The 18,545-nt window shown below is 69.2% G+C and carries 15 protein-coding genes; 8 read left to right on the forward strand and 7 right to left on the reverse strand.

The features are described 5' to 3' along the window. Window positions 1-39 precede the first annotated feature (39 nt). Complete coding sequence (locus BN1701_RS05035) at window positions 40-783, forward strand: PaaX family transcriptional regulator C-terminal domain-containing protein (protein ID WP_054045950.1); 744 nt, start codon at window positions 40-42, stop codon at window positions 781-783. A gap of 61 nt (window positions 784-844) precedes the next feature. Then, on the forward strand, window positions 845-1,276 hold the full coding sequence (locus BN1701_RS05040; protein ID WP_054045952.1) for a hypothetical protein: 432 nt from the start codon (window positions 845-847) through the stop codon (window positions 1,274-1,276). Here BN1701_RS05040 and BN1701_RS05045 read toward each other — a convergent pair. The 5 genes from BN1701_RS05045 to BN1701_RS05065 all read right to left on the reverse strand — a co-directional run bounded on the left by BN1701_RS05045 (window position 1,273) and on the right by BN1701_RS05065 (window position 10,583). Beyond that, the gene (locus BN1701_RS05045) at window positions 1,273-1,827 is read right to left on the reverse strand and encodes an EF-hand domain-containing protein (RefSeq protein WP_054045954.1); all 555 of its coding nucleotides are present in this window, start codon (window positions 1,825-1,827) and stop codon (window positions 1,273-1,275) included. The two genes, BN1701_RS05040 and BN1701_RS05045, sit on opposite strands and share 4 nt — an antisense overlap. 94 nt (window positions 1,828-1,921) lie before the next feature. Then, window positions 1,922-7,174 carry a SpaA isopeptide-forming pilin-related protein gene (locus tag BN1701_RS05050; RefSeq protein ID WP_054045956.1) on the reverse strand — a complete coding sequence of 1,751 codons (5,253 nt, stop codon included), beginning with the start codon at window positions 7,172-7,174 and terminating at the stop codon, window positions 1,922-1,924. Window positions 7,175-7,358: 184 nt separating this feature from the next. Beyond that, window positions 7,359-8,246 (reverse strand): carbohydrate ABC transporter permease, encoded by an 888-nt coding sequence (locus BN1701_RS05055; protein ID WP_082859658.1) that lies wholly within the window; start codon window positions 8,244-8,246, stop codon window positions 7,359-7,361. A gap of 50 nt (window positions 8,247-8,296) precedes the next feature. After that, window positions 8,297-9,244, reverse strand: a complete 948-nt coding sequence (locus tag BN1701_RS05060; protein WP_231949489.1) for a carbohydrate ABC transporter permease — start codon at window positions 9,242-9,244, stop codon at window positions 8,297-8,299. 97 nt (window positions 9,245-9,341) lie between these two features. Continuing rightward, on the reverse strand, window positions 9,342-10,583 hold the full coding sequence (locus BN1701_RS05065) for an extracellular solute-binding protein (RefSeq protein WP_054045958.1): 1,242 nt from the start codon (window positions 10,581-10,583) through the stop codon (window positions 9,342-9,344). 453 nt (window positions 10,584-11,036) lie between these two features. On the opposite strand from BN1701_RS05065, the gene BN1701_RS05070 reads away from it, so the two are divergent. Next, the gene (locus tag BN1701_RS05070; RefSeq protein WP_157367774.1) at window positions 11,037-12,239 is read left to right on the forward strand and encodes an ROK family protein; all 1,203 of its coding nucleotides are present in this window, start codon (window positions 11,037-11,039) and stop codon (window positions 12,237-12,239) included. Here the strand turns inward: BN1701_RS05070 and BN1701_RS05075 are convergent, their stop codons facing one another. Further along, window positions 12,240-13,295: a hypothetical protein gene (locus tag BN1701_RS05075; protein WP_054045963.1), complete on the reverse strand. Its 1,056-nt coding sequence runs from the start codon at window positions 13,293-13,295 to the stop codon at window positions 12,240-12,242. Then, window positions 13,292-13,789 (reverse strand): RNA polymerase sigma factor, encoded by a 498-nt coding sequence (locus tag BN1701_RS05080; RefSeq protein WP_231949490.1) that lies wholly within the window; start codon window positions 13,787-13,789, stop codon window positions 13,292-13,294. Before BN1701_RS05080 ends, BN1701_RS05075 begins: the two co-directional genes overlap by 4 nt. Before the next feature lie 95 nt (window positions 13,790-13,884). On the opposite strand from BN1701_RS05080, the gene BN1701_RS05085 reads away from it, so the two are divergent. From BN1701_RS05085 to BN1701_RS05105, 5 genes are all read left to right on the forward strand, one after another. Beyond that, window positions 13,885-14,721: a dienelactone hydrolase family protein gene (locus BN1701_RS05085; protein WP_054045965.1), complete on the forward strand. Its 837-nt coding sequence runs from the start codon at window positions 13,885-13,887 to the stop codon at window positions 14,719-14,721. Between the two features lie 40 nt (window positions 14,722-14,761). Beyond that, window positions 14,762-15,175: an SRPBCC family protein gene (locus BN1701_RS05090; RefSeq protein ID WP_054045967.1), complete on the forward strand. Its 414-nt coding sequence runs from the start codon at window positions 14,762-14,764 to the stop codon at window positions 15,173-15,175. Then, on the forward strand, window positions 15,172-15,609 hold the full coding sequence (locus tag BN1701_RS05095) for a MarR family winged helix-turn-helix transcriptional regulator (protein ID WP_054045969.1): 438 nt from the start codon (window positions 15,172-15,174) through the stop codon (window positions 15,607-15,609). The genes BN1701_RS05090 and BN1701_RS05095 overlap by 4 nt, the downstream gene beginning before the upstream one ends. Window positions 15,610-15,659: 50 nt before the next feature. Then, window positions 15,660-16,511 carry an SDR family oxidoreductase gene (locus BN1701_RS05100; RefSeq protein WP_054045971.1) on the forward strand — a complete coding sequence of 284 codons (852 nt, stop codon included), beginning with the start codon at window positions 15,660-15,662 and terminating at the stop codon, window positions 16,509-16,511. 609 nt (window positions 16,512-17,120) lie between these two features. Beyond that, window positions 17,121-18,542, forward strand: coding sequence for a family 2B encapsulin nanocompartment shell protein (locus BN1701_RS05105; RefSeq protein ID WP_369800493.1), 1,422 nt, complete (start codon window positions 17,121-17,123; stop codon window positions 18,540-18,542). The last annotated feature ends 3 nt before the right edge of the window (window positions 18,543-18,545 follow it).

Below are 18,545 nucleotides of genomic sequence, written 5' to 3' on the forward strand. Positions count from 1 at the left end.
GGTCGTGGGGGTGGTGAGCGCGTTCGGCACAATGGCCGGATGCGGAGCGACTCGGTCAAGCTGCGGCCACTCTCGGCGCGATCGGTCGTGCTGAGCCTGCTGCTCGGCGCCCACCCCCCGGAACTCCCGGTCACCGACCTCGTCCGCGGCGTCGAGCGCCTCGGGGTGTCCGAACCGACCGTCCGCGTCGCGCTGAGCCGCATGGTCGCCGCGGGCGACCTGGTCCGAACCGACGCCGTCTGCCGCCTCAGCGACCGCCTGGTCGACCGCCAGCGCCGTCAGGACGAGTCGGTCGAGCCGCAAACCAAGGCCTGGCGGGGTCAGTGGGAGCTGGTGGTCATCACCACCACCGGCCGAGGACCCGCCGACCGCGCCGAACTGCGCTCCGACCTGGCGGGACTGCGGCTCGCCGAACTCCGCGAAGGCCTGTGGCTGCGGCCCGCCAACCTCCGGCGATCCTGGCCCGAACACGTGAACTCCGTGGTGGAGCACTTCACCGCCCGGCCGGAGGAGGAGCCCAAGGTGCTCGCCGCCCGCCTGTGGCCGCTGGCCGAGTGGGCGGCGACGGCCAAGGCGCTGCTCAACCACTTCACCACGGCGTCCGACCCCGCGGTGCGCCTGACCGCGGCGGCCGCGATCGTGCGCCACCTGCTCGCCGACCCGGTCCTGCCCGCTGAACTCCTACCGGCTGACTGGCCCGCCGACGCGTTGCGGGAGGCGTACGCGGGTTACCGGGTCGAACTGGGCGACCTCGCCCGCGGCGCTCGGTCCGGTCTCACCTGATGGGCGGCCGGATCCGGGCACGGCAGGATCGGGGACCTCGACCCGGGCAGGCGACCGGGGCGTGCTGTTCGCCCACGGCGACCAGGGTGGCGGCTATGTTGTGTCCATTGAGGACGGACTGGTTGTGTTGGCCTACAACGCTTATGGCGTCATGCACCGATCCGAGCCGATCGCGCTGCCCGAAGGTGAGACCAGAGTCGCGCTGGAGGCCGAGGCGCTGCCGGAGTTCCGCTGGGCGCTGCGGCTGCGGGTCGGCGCGGCGGCGGGTGAGCTGGGACCGGCGCCGATGATGATCGGGATGGCACCGTTCACCGGGATCAGCGTCGGAGCCGATCGCGGTGGCCCGGTCGACTGGGTGGGCTACGAGCGGGAGAAGTCGTTCCCCTACACCGGAACGCTGCTGTCCGTCCGGTACGAGCCGGGAAAGCAGGCCGACTACGACCCCGCGCTGCTGGCCCGCCTGTGGGCCGAGGCGGAGCGACTGACGCCCTAAGGGAGTGCGCCGAGCAGCCAGCCGCCCGAGCCTTCGGGGTCCTCGTCGAAATAGAAGCCGTGGATGGCGCGCAGCAGGTCCTCGGTGCCGATGAGGCCGTCGGTGTCGGTGTCGAGCCTGCGGTGCACCGTGCGGGCGTCCTCCTCGGGGAGGTCCATCAGCGCGCCGGTCCAGCGGATGTGCTCCTCCACGTTGAGCTTGCCATCGTTGGTGTCGACGACGGCCATGACCGCGTCCAGGAACGGGCGGTACCCGGCCTCGAACGACTCCTCGGTCACCAGCAGGTCCGCGGCGAAGGCGGCCTTGTACTCGTCGACGGAGATCGCGCTGTCCTCATCGGCGTCCGCCGCGTCCGCGAGCCTGCCCCACAGGTCCAGGCTCAGCTCCAGCAGCCGCCGCCGCGCCGGGGAGTCGGGTCCGTGCCCGAACTCGCGGGCGAGGCGGATCGCGGAGGTCTCGAAGTCGGCGCGGTCGATGTCGCCGTCGCCGTCGATGTCGAAGGTCTGGAAGCGGCGGGCGAGCTTGCGCTCCAAGAACGGCGAGATCTCCATGGCTGCCTCTCGGAGTCGGGAAGTTGATCTTTCTGGACACTAGCAAGAAACCGCCAGGTGATGATCCACCTGGCGGTTCCTTGGGCGCTACCGACTATCGGCGTTTCGGGGTGAGCAGGACGATCACGCCGCCCAGCAGGATCAGGACCAAGGCGGCCAGGCCCAGCGGGAGCACGTTGACGCCGGTGGTGGCCAGCGGCGGCCGGGGCGCGGGCACCGGTGTCGGCGCGGGCTGGATCAGGTCGACCAGGTGGTTGTCCGACCGCGGCGGGGTGGTGCGGCCGTCGGCGGCGGTGCCGACCACCGAGGCGGTGTTGGGCAGCGGATCGGGGTCGGTCGACGTGATCGTGTGCTTGCAGGTGGCCGTCCACACCTCGCCGACCTTCAGTACCGCGTCACCGTCGGCCTGGTTGGTCCACACGAGGGTGCCCGTGGTGCAGATCGGGTCGGTCAGGGTGACCTTGGTGAGGTCGGTCTGGCCGACGTTGGTCACGGTGAAGGTGTAGGTGATCGTGTCGCCGACCTTCGCCGTCGTCGGGCCGGACTTGTCGATCCCGATGTCGACCGAGCACACCACGGTGATCGTCGCCGAGGACTCGCCGCCCTCGGCCCGGGTGAGCGCGACGGAGGCGGTGTTCGCCAGGACACCGCAGTCGGCGGCCGTGGTCGGGCCGGTCAGGTGCACGACCTGCTCGGCGGTGGGCGCCATCGTGCCGAACTCGCAGGTGAGCACGCCTTCGACGATCTCGCACAGATCGTTGTCGGCCGTCCACGCGATGCCGTCGGGCAGTTCGTCGGTCAGGACGACGTTCAGCGCCGGTCCCGCGCCGATGTTCTTCACGGTGATCGTGAAGGCGGCGGTCGCCCCGGCGTCGATCGTGTCGTCGTCGGCGACCTTCTCGATGATGACGTTGGGCAGGCACGTGACGGTGATCCTGGCCGTCGCGGTGTTGTTCTCGGTGTTGGTCTCGTTGCCCGCCGACACCGTCGCGGTGTTGGTCAGGGTGCCGCACTCGGCCTCGGGGGTGGTGCCCTCGACGGTGACCGTGACTGTCCCTTGTGGAGCGAGTGATGGCCAGTCGCAGGTGAGGGTGTTGTTGGCGATGGCGCACTCGGTGACGTCCGGGTTCTCCGCCCAGGTGATGCCTGCGGGCAGTGGGTCGTCGAGGCGGACGGCGTAGGCGGTGCCTGGACCGACGTTGCGGACCGTGATGGTGAACCGGGCCAGGTCGCCCGCGAGGATCTCGCTCGTGTCGGTGGTCTTCTCGACGGTGACGTCCGCGCAGTTCACGGTGATCGTGGCTGTGGCGGTGTTGTTGCTGGTGTTGGTCTCGTTGGTGGCTGACACGGTGGCGGTGTTGAGCAGGTTGCCGCAGTCCGCCGCGTCGGTGCCGCCCTCGACCGTGACGGTGACCGATGCGTCGGTGGCGAGGGTGCCCAGATCGCAGGTCAGGGTGCTATTGGCGATGGCGCAGCCCTGGGTCGCCGGGTTGATGGCCCAGGTGACGCCCGCTGGCAGCGGGTCGGTCAAGGTGACGCCGGATGCGGTGCCTGGTCCGAGGTTTCGGACGGTGATGGTGAAGCGTGCGGTGTCTCCCGCGCTGATTGTTCCCGTGTCGGTGGTCTTCTCGACGGTGACGTCGGAGCAGTTGACCGTGATGACAGCGGTTGCGGTGTTGTTCTCGGTGTTGGTTTCGTTGGTCGCGGACACCGTGGCGGTGTTGGTGAGGGTGCCGCAGTCCGTGGCGTCAGTGATGCCTTCGACTGTGATGGCGACTGATGCGTTGGTGGCGAGGGTGCCGAGGTCGCAGGTGAGGGTGTTGTTGGTGATGGCGCAGCCAGCGGTCGCCGGGTTGATGGTCCAGGTGATTCCTGCGGGGAGTGGGTCGGTCAGGGTGATGCCGGATGCGGTGCCGGGTCCGAGGTTTCGGACGGTGATGGTGAAGCGTGCGGTGTCGCCCGCGCTGATCGTTCCCGTGTCGGTGGTCTTCTCGACCGTGACGTCCGGACAGTTGACGGTGATGGTGGCCGTCGCGGTGTTGTTGGCGGGGTTCGAGTCGTTGGTGGCCGAGACCGTCGCGGTGTTCGGCAGGGTGCCGCAGTCGGCGGCGTCGGTGACGCCCTCCACGGTGATTGCGACCGAAGCGTTCGGTGCGATGGCGCCCAGTGCACAGGTCAGGGTGTTGTCGGCGATGGCGCAGCCGGGGGTCGGCGGGTTGACAGTCCAGGTGATGCCCGCGGGCAGCGGGTCGGTCACGCCGACGTCGAAGGCGATGCCTGGGCCGAGGTTGCGAACGGTGATGGTGAAGCGCGCGGTGTCTCCGGCGCTGATTGTTCCTGTGTCGGTGGTCTTCTCGACCGTGACATCCGGGCAGTTGACATTAATCGTCGCCGTGGCGGTGTTGTTGCCGGTCGCGCCGATGGGCTCGTTGAGGGCGGATACCGTCGCGGTGTTCGGGAGCGCGGCGCAGCCGGCGGCCGAGTAGATCCCTTCCACCGTCACCGACACCGACGCGTTGGCGGCGAGTGTGGTGAAGGTGCAGTTGAGGGTGTTGGCCGTGATCGAGCAGGCGGGCAGGTCCGGGTTCTCCACCCACGCGACCCCGGCCGGGAGCGGGTCGGACAGCGTCACGTTGGTCGCCGCGCCTGGCCCGAGGTTGCGGACCGTCACGGTGAAGCGGGCGGTGTCGCCCGCGGCGATGGTCGGGGTGTCGGTGGTCTTCTCTACCGTCACGTCGGGGCAGTCGACGACAACGGTGCCGGTCGAGGAGTTGTCGCTGGTGTCGGGCTCGTTCGTGGCCGCGACGGTGGCGGTGTTGGTGATGGTGCCGCAGTCGGCCAGGCCGGTCACGGCCGACACCACCACGGTGACCTGGCTGCCCTCGGACAGGTCACGGAAGTCGCAGTGCAGGGTCGTGATGACGATCGAGCAGTCGGGACCCGGCGCGACCTCCCACGCGTAGCCCGCGGGGAGTTGGTCGTCGAGGGTGACCGATCGGGCGATGGACCCGGCGTCGCCGCCGACGGTGAGGGTGATGGTGAAGGTGGCGGTCTCGCCCGACGAGATCGGGCCGTTGCCGGTCTTCAGCACCGTGAGGTCCGGGTAGAGGATGTCGACGTTGTGGTCGTCGCTGTCGCTGACGTCGCGGCCGAAGTCGTCGACGCCTGCGGCGGTCGCGGTGTTCGGCAGCGGGTCGGGGTCGGCCATGGTGACCTCGTGCGCACACGAGTAGACCCACGACTCGCCGGATTCGAGGAATCCGTCGCCGTCGTCGCCGGACTGGAAGAGCGGAGCGGCCTGGCAGACGCCGGTGTCGTCGATCAGCAGGACGTTGTGCAGCCGGGGGCCGGTGGTGACGACGGTGAACGTGTAGGTGATCACGTCGCCGACGTTGGCCGTGGTCGGGCCGGTCTTGTCGAGCGTGATGTTTATGTCGGTGGCCACGTTGGTGAAGTCGACCGTGATCGGGGCGACGACGGTGGTCTCGGTGACCGTCACGTTCACGTCGCCCGCGGAGGTGGTGAACGGCGGGGCCACCGTCTCGGTGATCCGGTAGGCGCCGGTGGCCAGCGGGCCGATGTCGCAGTAGCCGAGGCCGCCGCTGACCGTGCAGGTGGCGATGTCGGTGCCGTCGACGGGCGGGTTGGGCCACAGGTGGGCCTGCTCGCCAGGGTCCATCGTCCCGCTGCCGTTGGCGTCGGCGTAGACGACGAAGGTGGCGCCGTCGAGGGCGGCCAGGTCGGCCGGGGTCAGCGGGGCGCCGGTCTCGTCGACCAGCTTCTTGACCACGCGCACCCAGCCGACCTCGCGCGGGTCGACGAACGGGGCGACGACCTCGAACGGGGTGGTGCCGGTGATCGTGACCGGCACCGTGTCCGGGTCGGCGTCGTAGCCCGTGGGCGCGACCGTCTCGGCCAGAGAGTACGTGCCGGTGGGCAGGCCGACGACGGTGAACTCACCGGGCGCGGCGTTGGTGTCGCGGCCAGGGCAGGGCGCGGCGGTGCAGTCGGCGATGGTGATCGGCGCGGTGTCGAGGTCCCACGGCGGGGCCGCCGCCGCGCCGCCGGTGGCGGTCAGGGTGAACGTCGCGCCGCCCAGCGGCTGTCCCGCGTCGTCGCGCTTGTGGAAGACCAATGAGCCGAGGCTGTTGGTGAACACGAACACGCACGACCCCTGCGCCGCGCAGGTCTTGGTCTGCGGCGCCGGGTCGCCGACGTAGCCGGGTGGGGGAACGGTCTCGGTGACGGTGTAGGAGCCGGGTTGGGCCTGCGGGAAGTCGATCACGCCGTCGGCCGGGGCCTGGGTACCGGTCGGGGTCCGGTCGTTGACGCCGCCGTCGGTGGCCGTCATCGATCCCGACCCGGTGTCGGGGTTGGGGGTGATCAGGAACGTCGCGCCGGGAACCAGCGCGCCGCCCGCGGCCTGCTTCTCGATCCGCAGCCGGGTGCACAGCGACGGGGTGAAGATCTCGGCATGGAGGAAGTCCTTGAGCTCGGACTGCTGGGAGGGCGACGCCCGCGAGCGCAGGTTCATCGAGCCGAAGTAGATGTCGAGCGGGCAGGTGGGCGGGATGATGCCCGCACCTGTCATGTCGATGCCGAACTCGACGAACTGCTGCACCGGGATCTGCCCGGCCACCGCGACGGCGCTGGTGTAGGGCTCGGGGACGGCGGTGTCGTTGAGCCGACCGACGATGTTGGCGCCCAACGGGACGTCCGGGCCCCACTCGTCGCCGTCCCAGATGTTGTAGTCGCCGCTGATCAGCAGGTTCTGGCTGCCCTGGTTGTTGAGGGCGAGCCGCACGTCGCCGACGGTGCGGGTGGGGACCGAGACACCGTTGGGGTTGACGTGGTTGGGCAGCTGGTTCAGCTCGACGTTCATGTCGAGGCTGCCGTTGTTGGACGCACGCTCGTAGCCGAAGTACATGAGGACGCGGTTGTCCACGGTGGGGCCGGGGGCCACGTCGTAGAGTCGCGCGTCGAAGTAGACGTTGCCGAAGTCGCCCTTCTGCGGCGCCCCGGCGCTACCCGCGTCGTTCCAGTCGTCGACCGAGTCGCCCTCTTTCGAGCCCTGGTCGAAGACGGTGGTGTCGGCGCCGCCGATCGGGTCGACGGCCCAGGGGTTCGGTGGGGTGTTGACGTCGGTCCAGTCGATGCTGCCCGGCGGCGGGGCCGGGTTGTACATCGTCTGCTGCGGGTTCCCGTCCATCTGGAACCCACCCGTCTGGTTGGGCATCAGCACATCGGGTGGTGACCCGGGCAGCACGTTGGCCGCGGCACCGACGCTCATGAAGGGCAGCAGAACTGCGGCTACCGCCGTGAGTGAGACCAGCCGACGCAGCGACATGAGCGCCTCCGCAGCATGACCGCCGACCGGTGCCGACGGAGTCCAGGCGTGGGAGACTATCGGCCATTCGGCCTAATGTGTTACTGCTCGTATCCGGCGCGTCACGGTCAATCCTCGACGATGGGTGCGGCAAACGACCGCGGCGGGCGCGGCGTCGATACCGCCGCACCCGCCACTGCCGGTGCTACTTCACCCCGCCCGCGGTGAGACCGGCGACGAGGCGCTTCTCGATGAGGGCGAAGAGGATGACCACCGGCAGGATGCCGATGAGCGAGACGGCGAAGACGTACTGCCATGCTGCGTCGTACTGGCCGACGAACTTGGTCAGCGCGACGGTCAGCGGCTGGTTGGTGTCGGTCGGCAGCAGGATGAGGCTGGCGGCGAACTCGTTCCAGCAGGCGATGAACGTGAAGACGATCGTGGTCACGATGCCCGGCCACACCAGCGGCAGCATGATCCGCCGCAGCGAGTCGAACCGGGTGCAGCCGTCGATCCAGGCCGCCTCCTCGATCTCCTTGGGGACCGATAGGAAGAAGCTGTGCATGATCCATACCGCGAAGGACAGGTTGAACGCGGCGTTGACCAGGATCATCGACGTATAGGTGTCGTTGAGTCCGAGGGTGACGAACTCGCGGAACAGGCCGGAGGCCAGCACGGTCGGCTGGAGCATCTGGGTGATCAGCACCAGCAGCAGGAACGGCAGCTTGAGCTTGAAGTTCGACCGGGCGGCGAAGTAGGCGGCGGGCACGGCGGCGATCAGCGCCAGCGCGGTGCCGCCCAGCGAGATCACGATCGTGGACCACAGGTTGTCCGGGAGCGGGGTCTCCGGGGTGTTCCACATGGTCACGAAGTTCTCGGGGTGCCACTGGGTGGGCAGGTAGTTCGGTGGGACCTTGAGGATCTCCGGGCGCGACTTGAACGCACCGGACAGCATCACCAGGTAGGGGGCCAGGAAGACCAGCGCGATGATCCCGCCCGCCACGGTCAGATCCCAGCGCTTGCGGTCCCGCTTGACCGGCGGCGGAGCCTGCGGCGCCACCCGCCGCGGCGGCGCTTCTGCGACAGCGCTCATGCGGCTACCTCGCACGGTGTCAATGATTCGCTCGCGAGCTCGCTCATGGCCTAGACCTCCCGCATCGGGCGCACGACCCGCATGTAGACGGCGATCACCACGAGCACGACCAGGAAGTTCAGGACACTGAGCGCGCTGGCCGTGTCGATCTGCCGGTCCGACTGGATGATCTTGAACGTGAGGGTGGTGGTGGTGTCGGCGTCGTAGCCGGGGATCGCGCCGGTCATGGTGCGCAGGATGGGCAGCGAGTTGAACACGTTGATGACGTTGATCAGGCTGGCCACCGCCAGCGCCGGGCGCAGCATCGGGAACACCACGCGCCAGTAGGTCTGTGGCTTGGTGGCGCCGTCGATCGAGGCGGCCTCCAGGACCTCGCCGGGCACGGTCTGCAGGCCCGCGAGGATGACGAACGTGGTGAACGGGACCGATACGAAGATCGCGACCGCGGCCGACATGAGGAAGCCGGACACGGCGTTCTTCAGGAAGCCGTAGGGCTGGTCGATCAGGCCGATGTCGACCAGGAACTGGTTGATGATGCCGTAGAACGGGTCCAGGCCGTAGACGAAGATCGTCGAGGTCATCACGACCGACGCGGCCCACGGCACGATGACGGCCAGCCGCACGGCCTTGCGGCCGGGGAACTGCTTGTTGAGGAACTGGGCCAGCGCCAACGAGATGACCACGCTGAGCAGCACGACGCCGATGACCCAGATCGTGGTGTTGAGGAAGACGCGGGGCAGGTGCCCGAGGTCGAAGATGCGGGCGTAGTTGTCCCAGCCCGCCCAGCCCTGGTCGGTGCCGAACCGGGAGATGTCCCGGAACGAGGAGTAGATCATGTAGCCCGCCGGGTAGACCACCACGCCGCCGATCAGCAGCAGCGCGGGAGCCAGCCACGGCAGTGCCCGCAAGGTGGATTCCCGGCCGACTTCACCGCGCCTGGCGCGTTTACGGGTCGGACGCGGGGCCATGGTGGTCCCCAGCCCGGCGGATTGGGTCACTGCGCACATCTCCCTAACTTCGACGGTGGACCCGCCGGTGGCGAGCCGGGACACGGCTCGCCGCCGGCGGAAATCGATCGGACCGGTGCGGGGTGGATCAGCCTGCGTCAGCCTTGGCCTGGATCTCCTTGAGGACATCCTCGGCCGACTTGGTCTGGATCTGGCCGACGAGCGACTGGAAGCCACCCTTAGTGGCGGCCCAGGCGGGGTTCTGCGACGGGTAGAACTGGGCACCCGGCAGTGCCTCGACGAACGCCTTCAGCTCCGGCTTGGCCGCGGCGGCGGCGCCACCGGACTTGGTGGCGGGGATGAAGCCCTCGTTGTCGTTGAACTTGACGTAGTTGGTCGACTCGTAGAAGAAGTCGAGGAACTTCTTGACCGCGTCCTGCTTCTTGCCGTCCTTCTTGAAGGCGACGAAGTAGTCGGCGACACCGAGGGTGAACGGCTTGCCGTCCTTGGACGGGCTGGCCGCGATGCCCCATTTGAGCGACGGGTTCTTCTCCTTGACCTGGCCGACGACCGGGGGCAGGCCCTCGATCATGCCGATCTTGCCCTGGATGAACACGTTGAGCAGCGGGGTGCGGTTGGTCGCGCCAGGGTCGGCCTGGGTGGCCTTCTCGTCGATCATCTTCTTGGCGAAGTTGAGACCCTCGACCGCCTGCGGCGTGTTGATGGTCATCTTGCCGTCCTTCTCCCAGGACGCGCCCGCGCCGAACGCCCAGATCGACGCCTCGGCCTGCGCCTCCTCGGAGCCCAGCGGCATGCCGTAGCCGGAGACGCCGTCACCCAGCGCCGAGATCTTCTTGGCGCTGTCGAGCAGTTCGTCCCAGGTCTTCGGCGGGGCGGCGATGCCCGCCTTGGTGAAGAGGTCCTTGTTGTAGAACAGGGCCCGGGTCGAGGCCACGGTCGGCACGCCGTAGTTGGTGCCGTCGATCTTGCCGCCATCGAGGAACGCCGGGACGATGTCCTTGATGGTGGCCTCGGACACGATCTCCTCGGCCTTGAACAGCAGGCCTTCCTTGCCGTAGGCGGGGCCCGCGGCGTCGAGTTCGAGGATGTCGGGTGCCTTGTTGCCCTGGATCCGGGTGTCGACGACCTTCTGGATGTCGTCCCAGCTCTGCACCTCGAGCTTGACCTTGATGTTGGAGTTCTTGGCCTCGAACGCCTTGGCCAGGTCCTCCCAGTACGGCTTGGTCTTGTCGCCGTAGGAGGGGACCATCACCTCGATCTCGGTGGTGCCTCCGGCGCTGCCGCCGCTGCTGTCACTGGAGCTGCCGCACGCGGTCAGGCCCAGCACGGCCGCGGTGACGATCGCGGCACTCTGTGTGAAACGCCTCAACTTCTTCTGCCCTTCTGCCTACTTCGGTGTGCCGATGAGCACCGAATGCCACGTGTTGCAAACTTTAGATTGAAACAGGGTAGTTACGCGCATCTTCGCGCAAGATGGCTATGCTCTCCCCGGATGCCTTCAGGAGTCAAGGACCCGGCCGAGTTGTAGTCCACTTGAGACAAGGGATGTTTCCCCTGGTCGGGATGGGATTCCCCAGCGCTGACTCACTCCGCCACGGCGACTTCACAGCGGCAGTCTGGTCCCGTTCGCGCACTCGCGCTCGGGTCGTGGGCTGACCCGGCGGGACGACGACTGGCGCTGGTGAAGCGACGAGACGGCGCATGAATACCTCGCTGCCAGGAGGGTGGATTAGTAACGGATGGTTCGATACTCTGTGGCGCCGGACACGGTTTGTCAAGGCCGGTCCTATAACGTCCCGACTACACAACAGGGAGGCAGTACGTGCCGACGGGTATGGCGGCCACTGGGCCACACGTGCTGCGCAAGATCAATGCGGCGGCGGTGCTCGCCGCGCTGCGCGATGCCGACGACCAGACCGCGCGCGTGTCCGATCTCGTGCTCGCGACCGGGTTGTCGCGTCCGGCGGTCACCCGCGCCCTGTCCACCCTGGGCGAGGCGCGGGTCATCGAGTCGCTGCCGACCACCACGGCGCAGGTCGGCAGGCCAGCCGTGCGGGTCCGGTTCCGGGCCGAGCTTGGGCACGTCGCAGGCGTGGACGTCGGCATGCACCGCGTCCAGGTGACAGTCACCGACCTGGCGGGCACGGTCCGCGCGGTGCGCCGGGAGACCCCGCCGTCGGACGCCACCGGGCCCAGGCTGGTCGAGATGGTCCGGGCGACCCTGGCGGCGACCGCGGCCGACGCCGGGATCGACCCGGCCGAGCTGTGGTCGGTCGGCATCGGCACGCCCGGCATCGTCAACCACGAGAGCGGCGAGGTGGTGCTCGCGCCAAGCATGCCCGGCTGGAGTGGCGTGCCGCTGGTGGCGGAGCTACGGGACTGGCTCGGCTGCCCGGTGCTGGTCGACAACGACGTGAACCTCGCGGTCGTGGCCGAGCGGTGGCGGGGCGAGGCCAGCGACAACCTGCTGTTCGTGTACTGGGGCGAGCGGATCGGCTCCGGCATCGTCATCGACGGCAAGCCCTACCGCGGCGCGTCATCGGCGGCGGGCGAACTCGGGTTCATCGACCTGGTCACCCCGATCGACACCGAGCCCCCGAACGTCGGCGACGGACTCGGCGCGTTCGAACGCCTTGTCGCAGCCGGTGCCATCCTGCGTGAGGCGATGTCCCGCTGCGAGGCACCGCTGCGCGACCGGCTCGCGGGTGGGGACCTCGCCCCGCTGTTCGAGGCCGCGGCGGCGGGCTCGGCAACGGCGATGGCCGTGGTCGACACCATCGCCGCCCGCTTCGCCCGCGGCCTGGCCACCCAGATCCTCATCCTCGACCCGGAACGAGTCATCATCGGCGGCGGCGTCTCCCGCGCGGGCGACACCCTCTTCGACGCGGTCCGCACCCACCTGGGCCGCCTGCTGCTCGTGCCCGTCGACCTGCGCGCCTCGACCCTGCGCGAGAACGGCGTCGTCCTCGGCGCGATCAGGATGGCACTGGACGCTGCGGAGGACCGCATGTCCGCGTTGCTCTGATCAGACCGGGCGCAACCAGGGTTCGAGATCGATCCGGTCGATGCCGATGGCGGCGAACCGGTCGAAGAGCCGCTGATCGACCATGACCAACTCGACCTTGATCCTGTCCCCGCCGCCTCCGCCCGTCGTGTAGATCCCGGACGTGCGGTCTTCCATGATCGGCCGGATCGCCTCCATGATCCGGCTGGCCTCCGCTTTCGACACCGCGGCGGGCGGGGCGGCCACGACGCAGAGGTCTCCGGCGTAGCGGGCGTCGAGTTCGGCCCGGATCCGGTCGATGTCGCCCGCGACGACCTCGATGACCATGACCGCGGGTTTGAGGTAGCCAGGTGACCCGGTCGGGGGCGTCGGCGGGCCATCGGGGTAGCCGACCCAGGTCGCCCCGATGTTGTCGCCCTGCTGCTCCAGGTAGTCGTGGAGCGCGTGGTTCTCCGCGAGACCGGTCGGACTCCAGCCGCCGGGTGGCGCCGCACACGGGACCGGGCGGGCCGGGATGGGTGTGACCGTCGCCGGAGGAAGTGGCCCTTGCAGGGTGACCCGCACGACCCCCGCCGTGTAGACCCCGGTCAGGGTGGCGCCGCCCGCCACGGTGCCGCCTTCGCCGCGGCTGTCCGTGAGCTGGGCGAGATCGACCCCGGTCACGGTGACGCCAGTGTGTTGGCAGTCCGCGAAGTACGGGTCCGGGCCCCCGCCGATCGCCGTGATGGGCGTCGGGGCGCAGAAGCGGACCGGCTTGCCCGGTGCGGCGACCACTCGGCCTTGGGCCCGCACGGTCATTCCGTCGCGCACGATCAGTCCCTCAGGGCCGACGCGCACGTCCGTCGCGCTAGTTGTGGAACCGGATCCGTCGGACTGGTGGGCCGAAGCCGGGTCGGCGGCCGGGGTGCGGCCCAGTACGGCGACGCCGGTGATCACTACGGCGGCGGCCGCGGTCGCGGCGGCGGCCACCGTCCAGCGGCGGCGGTGGGTGAACCGGGTGAAGTCGAAATCCGGGGGCGGCGGCTGCTCCGCGCGCCAGTGCTCGCCCGCTCGTTCCAGCAGTTCGTCGACGTTCATCGGGCTACCTCCAGCAAAGTGCGCAGTTTGGTGCGGGCGTCGGAGAGGGTGGATTTGACCGTGCCGTCCGAGCAGCCCATGACCGCGGCGGTCTCGGCGACGGTCAGGCCGACGTAGTAGACGCAGTCGACGGCCAGTCGCTGCCGGGCGGTCAGCCGGTCGAGTGCCCAGTCCAGGTCGAGTTCGGGGTCGGCCGCCGCCTCGGGTGGGGCGGGCACCGCGCGCAGCCTGCCCGCGGCCCGGCGTCTGGCCTTGGCGGCCTGGTCGGCGGTGATCGCGAGCAGCCAGGACGACGGCGCCCCGCGCGCCGCGTCGAACTGGTGGCGTTTGGCCCAGGCGCGGGCCAGCGCCTCCTGGACGACGTCGTCGCGGTCGCCGTCGGGTGCCAGCCGGGCGGCCAGCCGTGCCATCGCGGGCACGTGCGGGCGCACCCACGTCTCGAAGTCCTCCACTGACGCCCCCAGGTCCGGCGTGGCTTCCATCGTCACTGCCATGACCTCTCTACCCCACGAGAACGTCATCCGGTTGGGACTGGACGGCAAGCCGCTTTACCGGGATTCTGTCGGTATGCGAACGCGGGTGTTCATCGATGGCTGACCACGACCTGACGGGCTTCGAGCGCGGCTCGTTCACCCACGACGGCAGGACCCGCCCGGTCCTGCGGCGGGGGAGCGGACCCGCGGTGATCGTGATGGCGGAGATGCCGGGCATCACGCCGAAGGTGCTGGAGTTCGCCGAGCGGGTCGCGGACGTCGGCTGCACGGTGGTGCTGCCGGTCCTGTTCGGCACGCCCGGCCGCGATCCCAACCCCGGCGCGCACAGCATGCTCGGGACCGCTGGCTATGGGCTGTCGTCGTTCGGGTCGGCGTGCGTCAGCCGGGAGTTCACCATCCTGGCCACCGGCCGGACGTCAAAGGTGGTGACCTGGCTGCGTGCGCTGGCCGCCCACGAGCACGACCGCTGCGGCGGTCCCGGCGTCGGCGCCGTGGGCATGTGCTTCACCGGCGGCTTCGCGCTGGCCATGGCCACCGACGACCGGCTCATCGCCCCGGTGCTGTCCCAGCCGTCGCTGCCGCTGCCGCTCACCCGCAAGCACGCGGCGTCCATCGACATCTCCGCCGACGACCTGGCCGTGGTCAAGCAGCGATGCGCCCGCGACGGACTCCAGGTGCTCGGCCTGCGGTTCCGGGGCGACCGGTTCGTGCCCCCGGCCCGCTTCGACTTCCTCCGCCGCGAACTCGGCGACGCGTTCGTCGCGGTGGAACTGGAGGACGAGCACGCCAACCCCGATGGGCTCCTCCCGCCGCACTCCGTGCTGACCGAACACCTCATCGACGGCGCGGGCGAGCCGACGCGAGCGGCGTTGGACCAGGTGCTGGACCTGTTCCGGGCCCGTCTGCTGGGGGCGGCAGACCGGGACCGCTGACCGGCTTGGCAAATGTCATGCGTGCATATAATCTGCACGCATGACAACTTACGAGTTCGCGCACACCGAGACCACGACCGCCGACGCCGACGCCGTCTGGGCCCTGTGGGGCGACGTCGCGCGGTGGGCCGAGTGGGACTCGTCTTTGACCGGGGTCACGTTGGAGGGGCCGTTCGACGTCGGGTCGGCGGGCGTCATGAACTTCGAAGGGCGGCCCCCGGTTCACTTCCGGCTGACCGAGGTGCGGCCGGGGCAGGGGTTCAGCGACGAGACCGAGATTCCCGGTGCCGTGCTGCGGTTTCACCACGAGGTGGCCGTCGTGGACGGGCTGACCGCGGTGACGCACCGGGTCGAGATCGAGGGCGCCCTGGCCGAACGGCTCGGTCCCGTCGTCACCGCGGATGTACCCGACGCGGTGCGGGCGCTGGTGAGGCTGGCATCCTCGGCCGCATGACTCCGCGCACGCGCTGGCAGGGGCCCGAGCAGAGTCCGGGCTTCCTGCTCTGGCAGGTGACCTTGTCCTGGCAGCGCGCCATGCGGGCCGCGCTCGCGCCGCACGAGTTGACCCATGTGCAGTTCGTGCTGCTGGCCGCCGCGTGGTGGCTGGGCAAAGAGGGGCCGCCGACTCAGCAGGCCATCGCCGCGCACGCCGGGACCGACTCGATGATGACCAGCCAGGTCCTGCGCAAGTTGGCCGAGCGCGGGCTGGTCACGCGCGACGAGGACCCGGCCGACGCGCGCGCCCGGCGGATCGCCGTCACCCAGGAGGGTCTCGCCCTGCTCACCCCCGCGCTGGCCGATGTCGAGCGGGTCGACGCCGAGTTCTTCGGCAGGCTCGACGGACTGGGGGACTTCGTCGCTGGGCTGGCCCGCCTCGCCGAGGATTGAGATGCCATAGGTATTCGAATATTCTCAGTCTCCGAACGATCGGAGTGGGTATGCGCAGGTATCCGAAGATCGACCTCGCCGACGCGGTGGTCGTGGTGACCGGCGGCGGGCGGGGCATCGGCAAGGCGACCGGGGCGGCGTTCGCGGCGGCGGGCGCGACCGTCTGCCTCGGCGACCTCGACGGCTCGGCCGCACAGGAAGCGGCGATCGGCTCCCGGATGTCCGGACACACGGTCGACGTGACGTCCCGATCGTCGTTCGCCGGGTTCGTCGACGAGGTCCTCGCCGCGCACGGGCGGGTCGACGTGCTGGTCAACAACGCCGGCGTGATGCCGCTGGGCGGCTTCATCGAGGAACCGGATGCGTTGTCCCGCACGACTTTGGACGTCAACGTGTGGGGGCTGATCCACGGGATGCGGCTCGTCCTGCCTGGCATGATCGAGCGCGGGCGCGGCCATGTCGTCACCATCGCGTCGATGGCGGGCAAGATCCCGATTCCGGGTATGGCCGTCTACAACGCGAGCAAGTTCGCCGCCGTCGGGCTCACCGCCGCGGTCCGCCGCGAATACGCCGACACGGGGGTCAGCGTGAGCGCGGTGCTGCCCAGCGCGGTCCGCACCGAACTCGCCGCGGGCGCGCCGCTGGGCCGGGGGATGCCGACCGTGGACCCGGAACGCGTCGCCGCGGCCGTCGTGGACAGCTGCCGCACGCGCAAGGCGGAGATCCCGGTCCCCGGGTTCCTGGCGGGCTGGGACGTGCTCGACGCGATCACCCCGGAGCCGATCATGCGCACCGGCCGCCGGCTGCTCGGCGACCGCCGGGCGCTCACGTCGATCGACCACGACGCCCGCGCCGCCTACGTCAAGCGGATCGACGCTCAAGTCAACGAGACGTCCGCATAGAACCATTCGCCGCCGGTGATCTGCGGCGCGCGGCGTTGGTTGCCCACGCCGTGTCGTTCTGGACGTGGCAGTCGCTCCGCGCGGTCAACAGGCTGGCGGAGGCCGAAGCGGTCGAGGCGATGACGGTGTTGATCGTGCGTTGACTGTGTCGCCCACCCGTTCGGCCCACGCCGATGATCTTGCGCGGGTCGGGGGCCGCCTTTGGCGGACGGAGGTCGGTACACATTTGTTTGTTCATTCGACCGAGTCATCCTGTTCGTCAAGAAGACTCGGTCGAGCTTAATCGCATCCGGCGACCCGCGCAGAGTGGGTGTGTCGATCTCGATCGGGTGGATCTTGACCCTGTTCGTCGTATTGTTGGGCGTCGACGTTGGTGCTAGCGGTCCTGCCGAATGGCTCATACCGTCCGCCTATGACCGCCGGATGTACGACTCCGCTGCGTCACATTCGCCCGCGTGGCCTTCGCCCGAGTGGCGGAATGGCAGTCGTGATCGGCGGTGCTAACTTTTCGTTGTCGATGACCGCGAGTCCTCGCAACGCTTTGTCCTGGCGTTTATCGAAATGAAGTTCCAGTCTGATTCCCGTATTTATGAAATGGTGGTGCATGTCGTGACAATGACGGATTCGGTGCAGTCGGAATCCAATCCGAATGGTGTCGCGCCGCAGTTGAGCCTCGGCACCGCGGCCGCGCGCAACCTCGCGACCACGACCAAGTCCGTCCCGCAGATGCAGGGGATCACCTCCCGCTGGCTGCTCAAGCTGCTGCCGTGGGTCCAGGTCTCCGGCGGCGCCTACCGGGTCAACCGCAGGCTCAGCTACACCGTCGGCGACGGCCGGGTCACCTTCACCCACACCGGCGCGGACTTCCGGGTCATCCCGCAGGAACTGCGCGAGTTGCAGCTGCTGCACGACTTCGACGACGAAGAGGTGCTGGCCGCGCTCGCGGGCCGGTTCGTGCAGCAGGAGTACGCGCCCGGCGACGTCCTCGTGGCCGCGGGCAGCCCGGCCGACCAGGTCGTGCTCATCGCGCACGGCAAGGTGAACAAGATCGGCGCGGGCGAGTACGACGACGAGACCGTGCTGGAGACCCTCGCCGACGGCGACCACTTCACCTACCAGGCGATCATCGAGGACGACGACCACTGGGAGTACACCGTCAAGGCGGTCACCTCCTGCACCGTGCTGTCGCTGTCGCAGAGCTCGTTCGAGGACCTGATCGCCCAGTCCGACGCGCTGGCCGCGCACGTGGCGCGGTTCCGGGACAACCCGGCCCGAGCGCAGAACTCCCATGGCGAGGCCGCCATCGAGGTCGCCTCCGGCCACGCGGGCGAACTGGACCTGCCGGGCACCTTCGTCGACTACGAGACCACCCCGCGCGAGTACGAGCTGAGCGTCGCCCAGACCGTACTGCGGGTGCACTCCCGGGTGTCCGACCTCTACAACGACCCGATGAACCAGGTCGAGCAGCAGCTACGCCTGACCGTCGAGGCGCTGCGCGAGCGCCAGGAATACGAGATCGTCAACAACCGCGACTTCGGCCTGCTGCACAACGCCTTCCCCAAGCAGCGCATCCACACCCGCAGTGGCCCGCCGACCCCGGACGACATGGACGAGCTGCTGGCCCTGGTGTGGAAGGAACCAGCGTTCTTCATCGCCCACCCCAAGGCCATCGCAGCCTTCGGTCACGAGTGCACCAAGCGCGGGATCTACCCGAGCAGCGTCGACCTTGACGGGCACCGCGTGCCGTCCTGGCGCGGCGTGCCGCTGTTCCCGTGCAACAAGATCCCGGTGACGGACACCCGCACCAGCTCGATCATGCTGATGCGGACCGGCGAGCAGACCCAGGGTGTCGTCGGGCTGCACCAGATCGGTCTGCCCGACGAGTACCAGCCCGGCCTCAACGTCCGGTTCATGGGCATGAACGAGAAGGCGATCATCTCCTACCTGGTCAGCGCCTACTACTCCGCCGCCGTGCTCGTCCCCGACGCGCTGGGCGTCCTGGAGAGCGTCCAAATCGGACTCGAAGGCTGAGTT

Origin of the sequence: Alloactinosynnema sp. L-07, from assembly GCF_900070365.1 — a bacterium.
Lineage (GTDB): Bacteria > Actinomycetota > Actinomycetes > Mycobacteriales > Pseudonocardiaceae > Actinokineospora.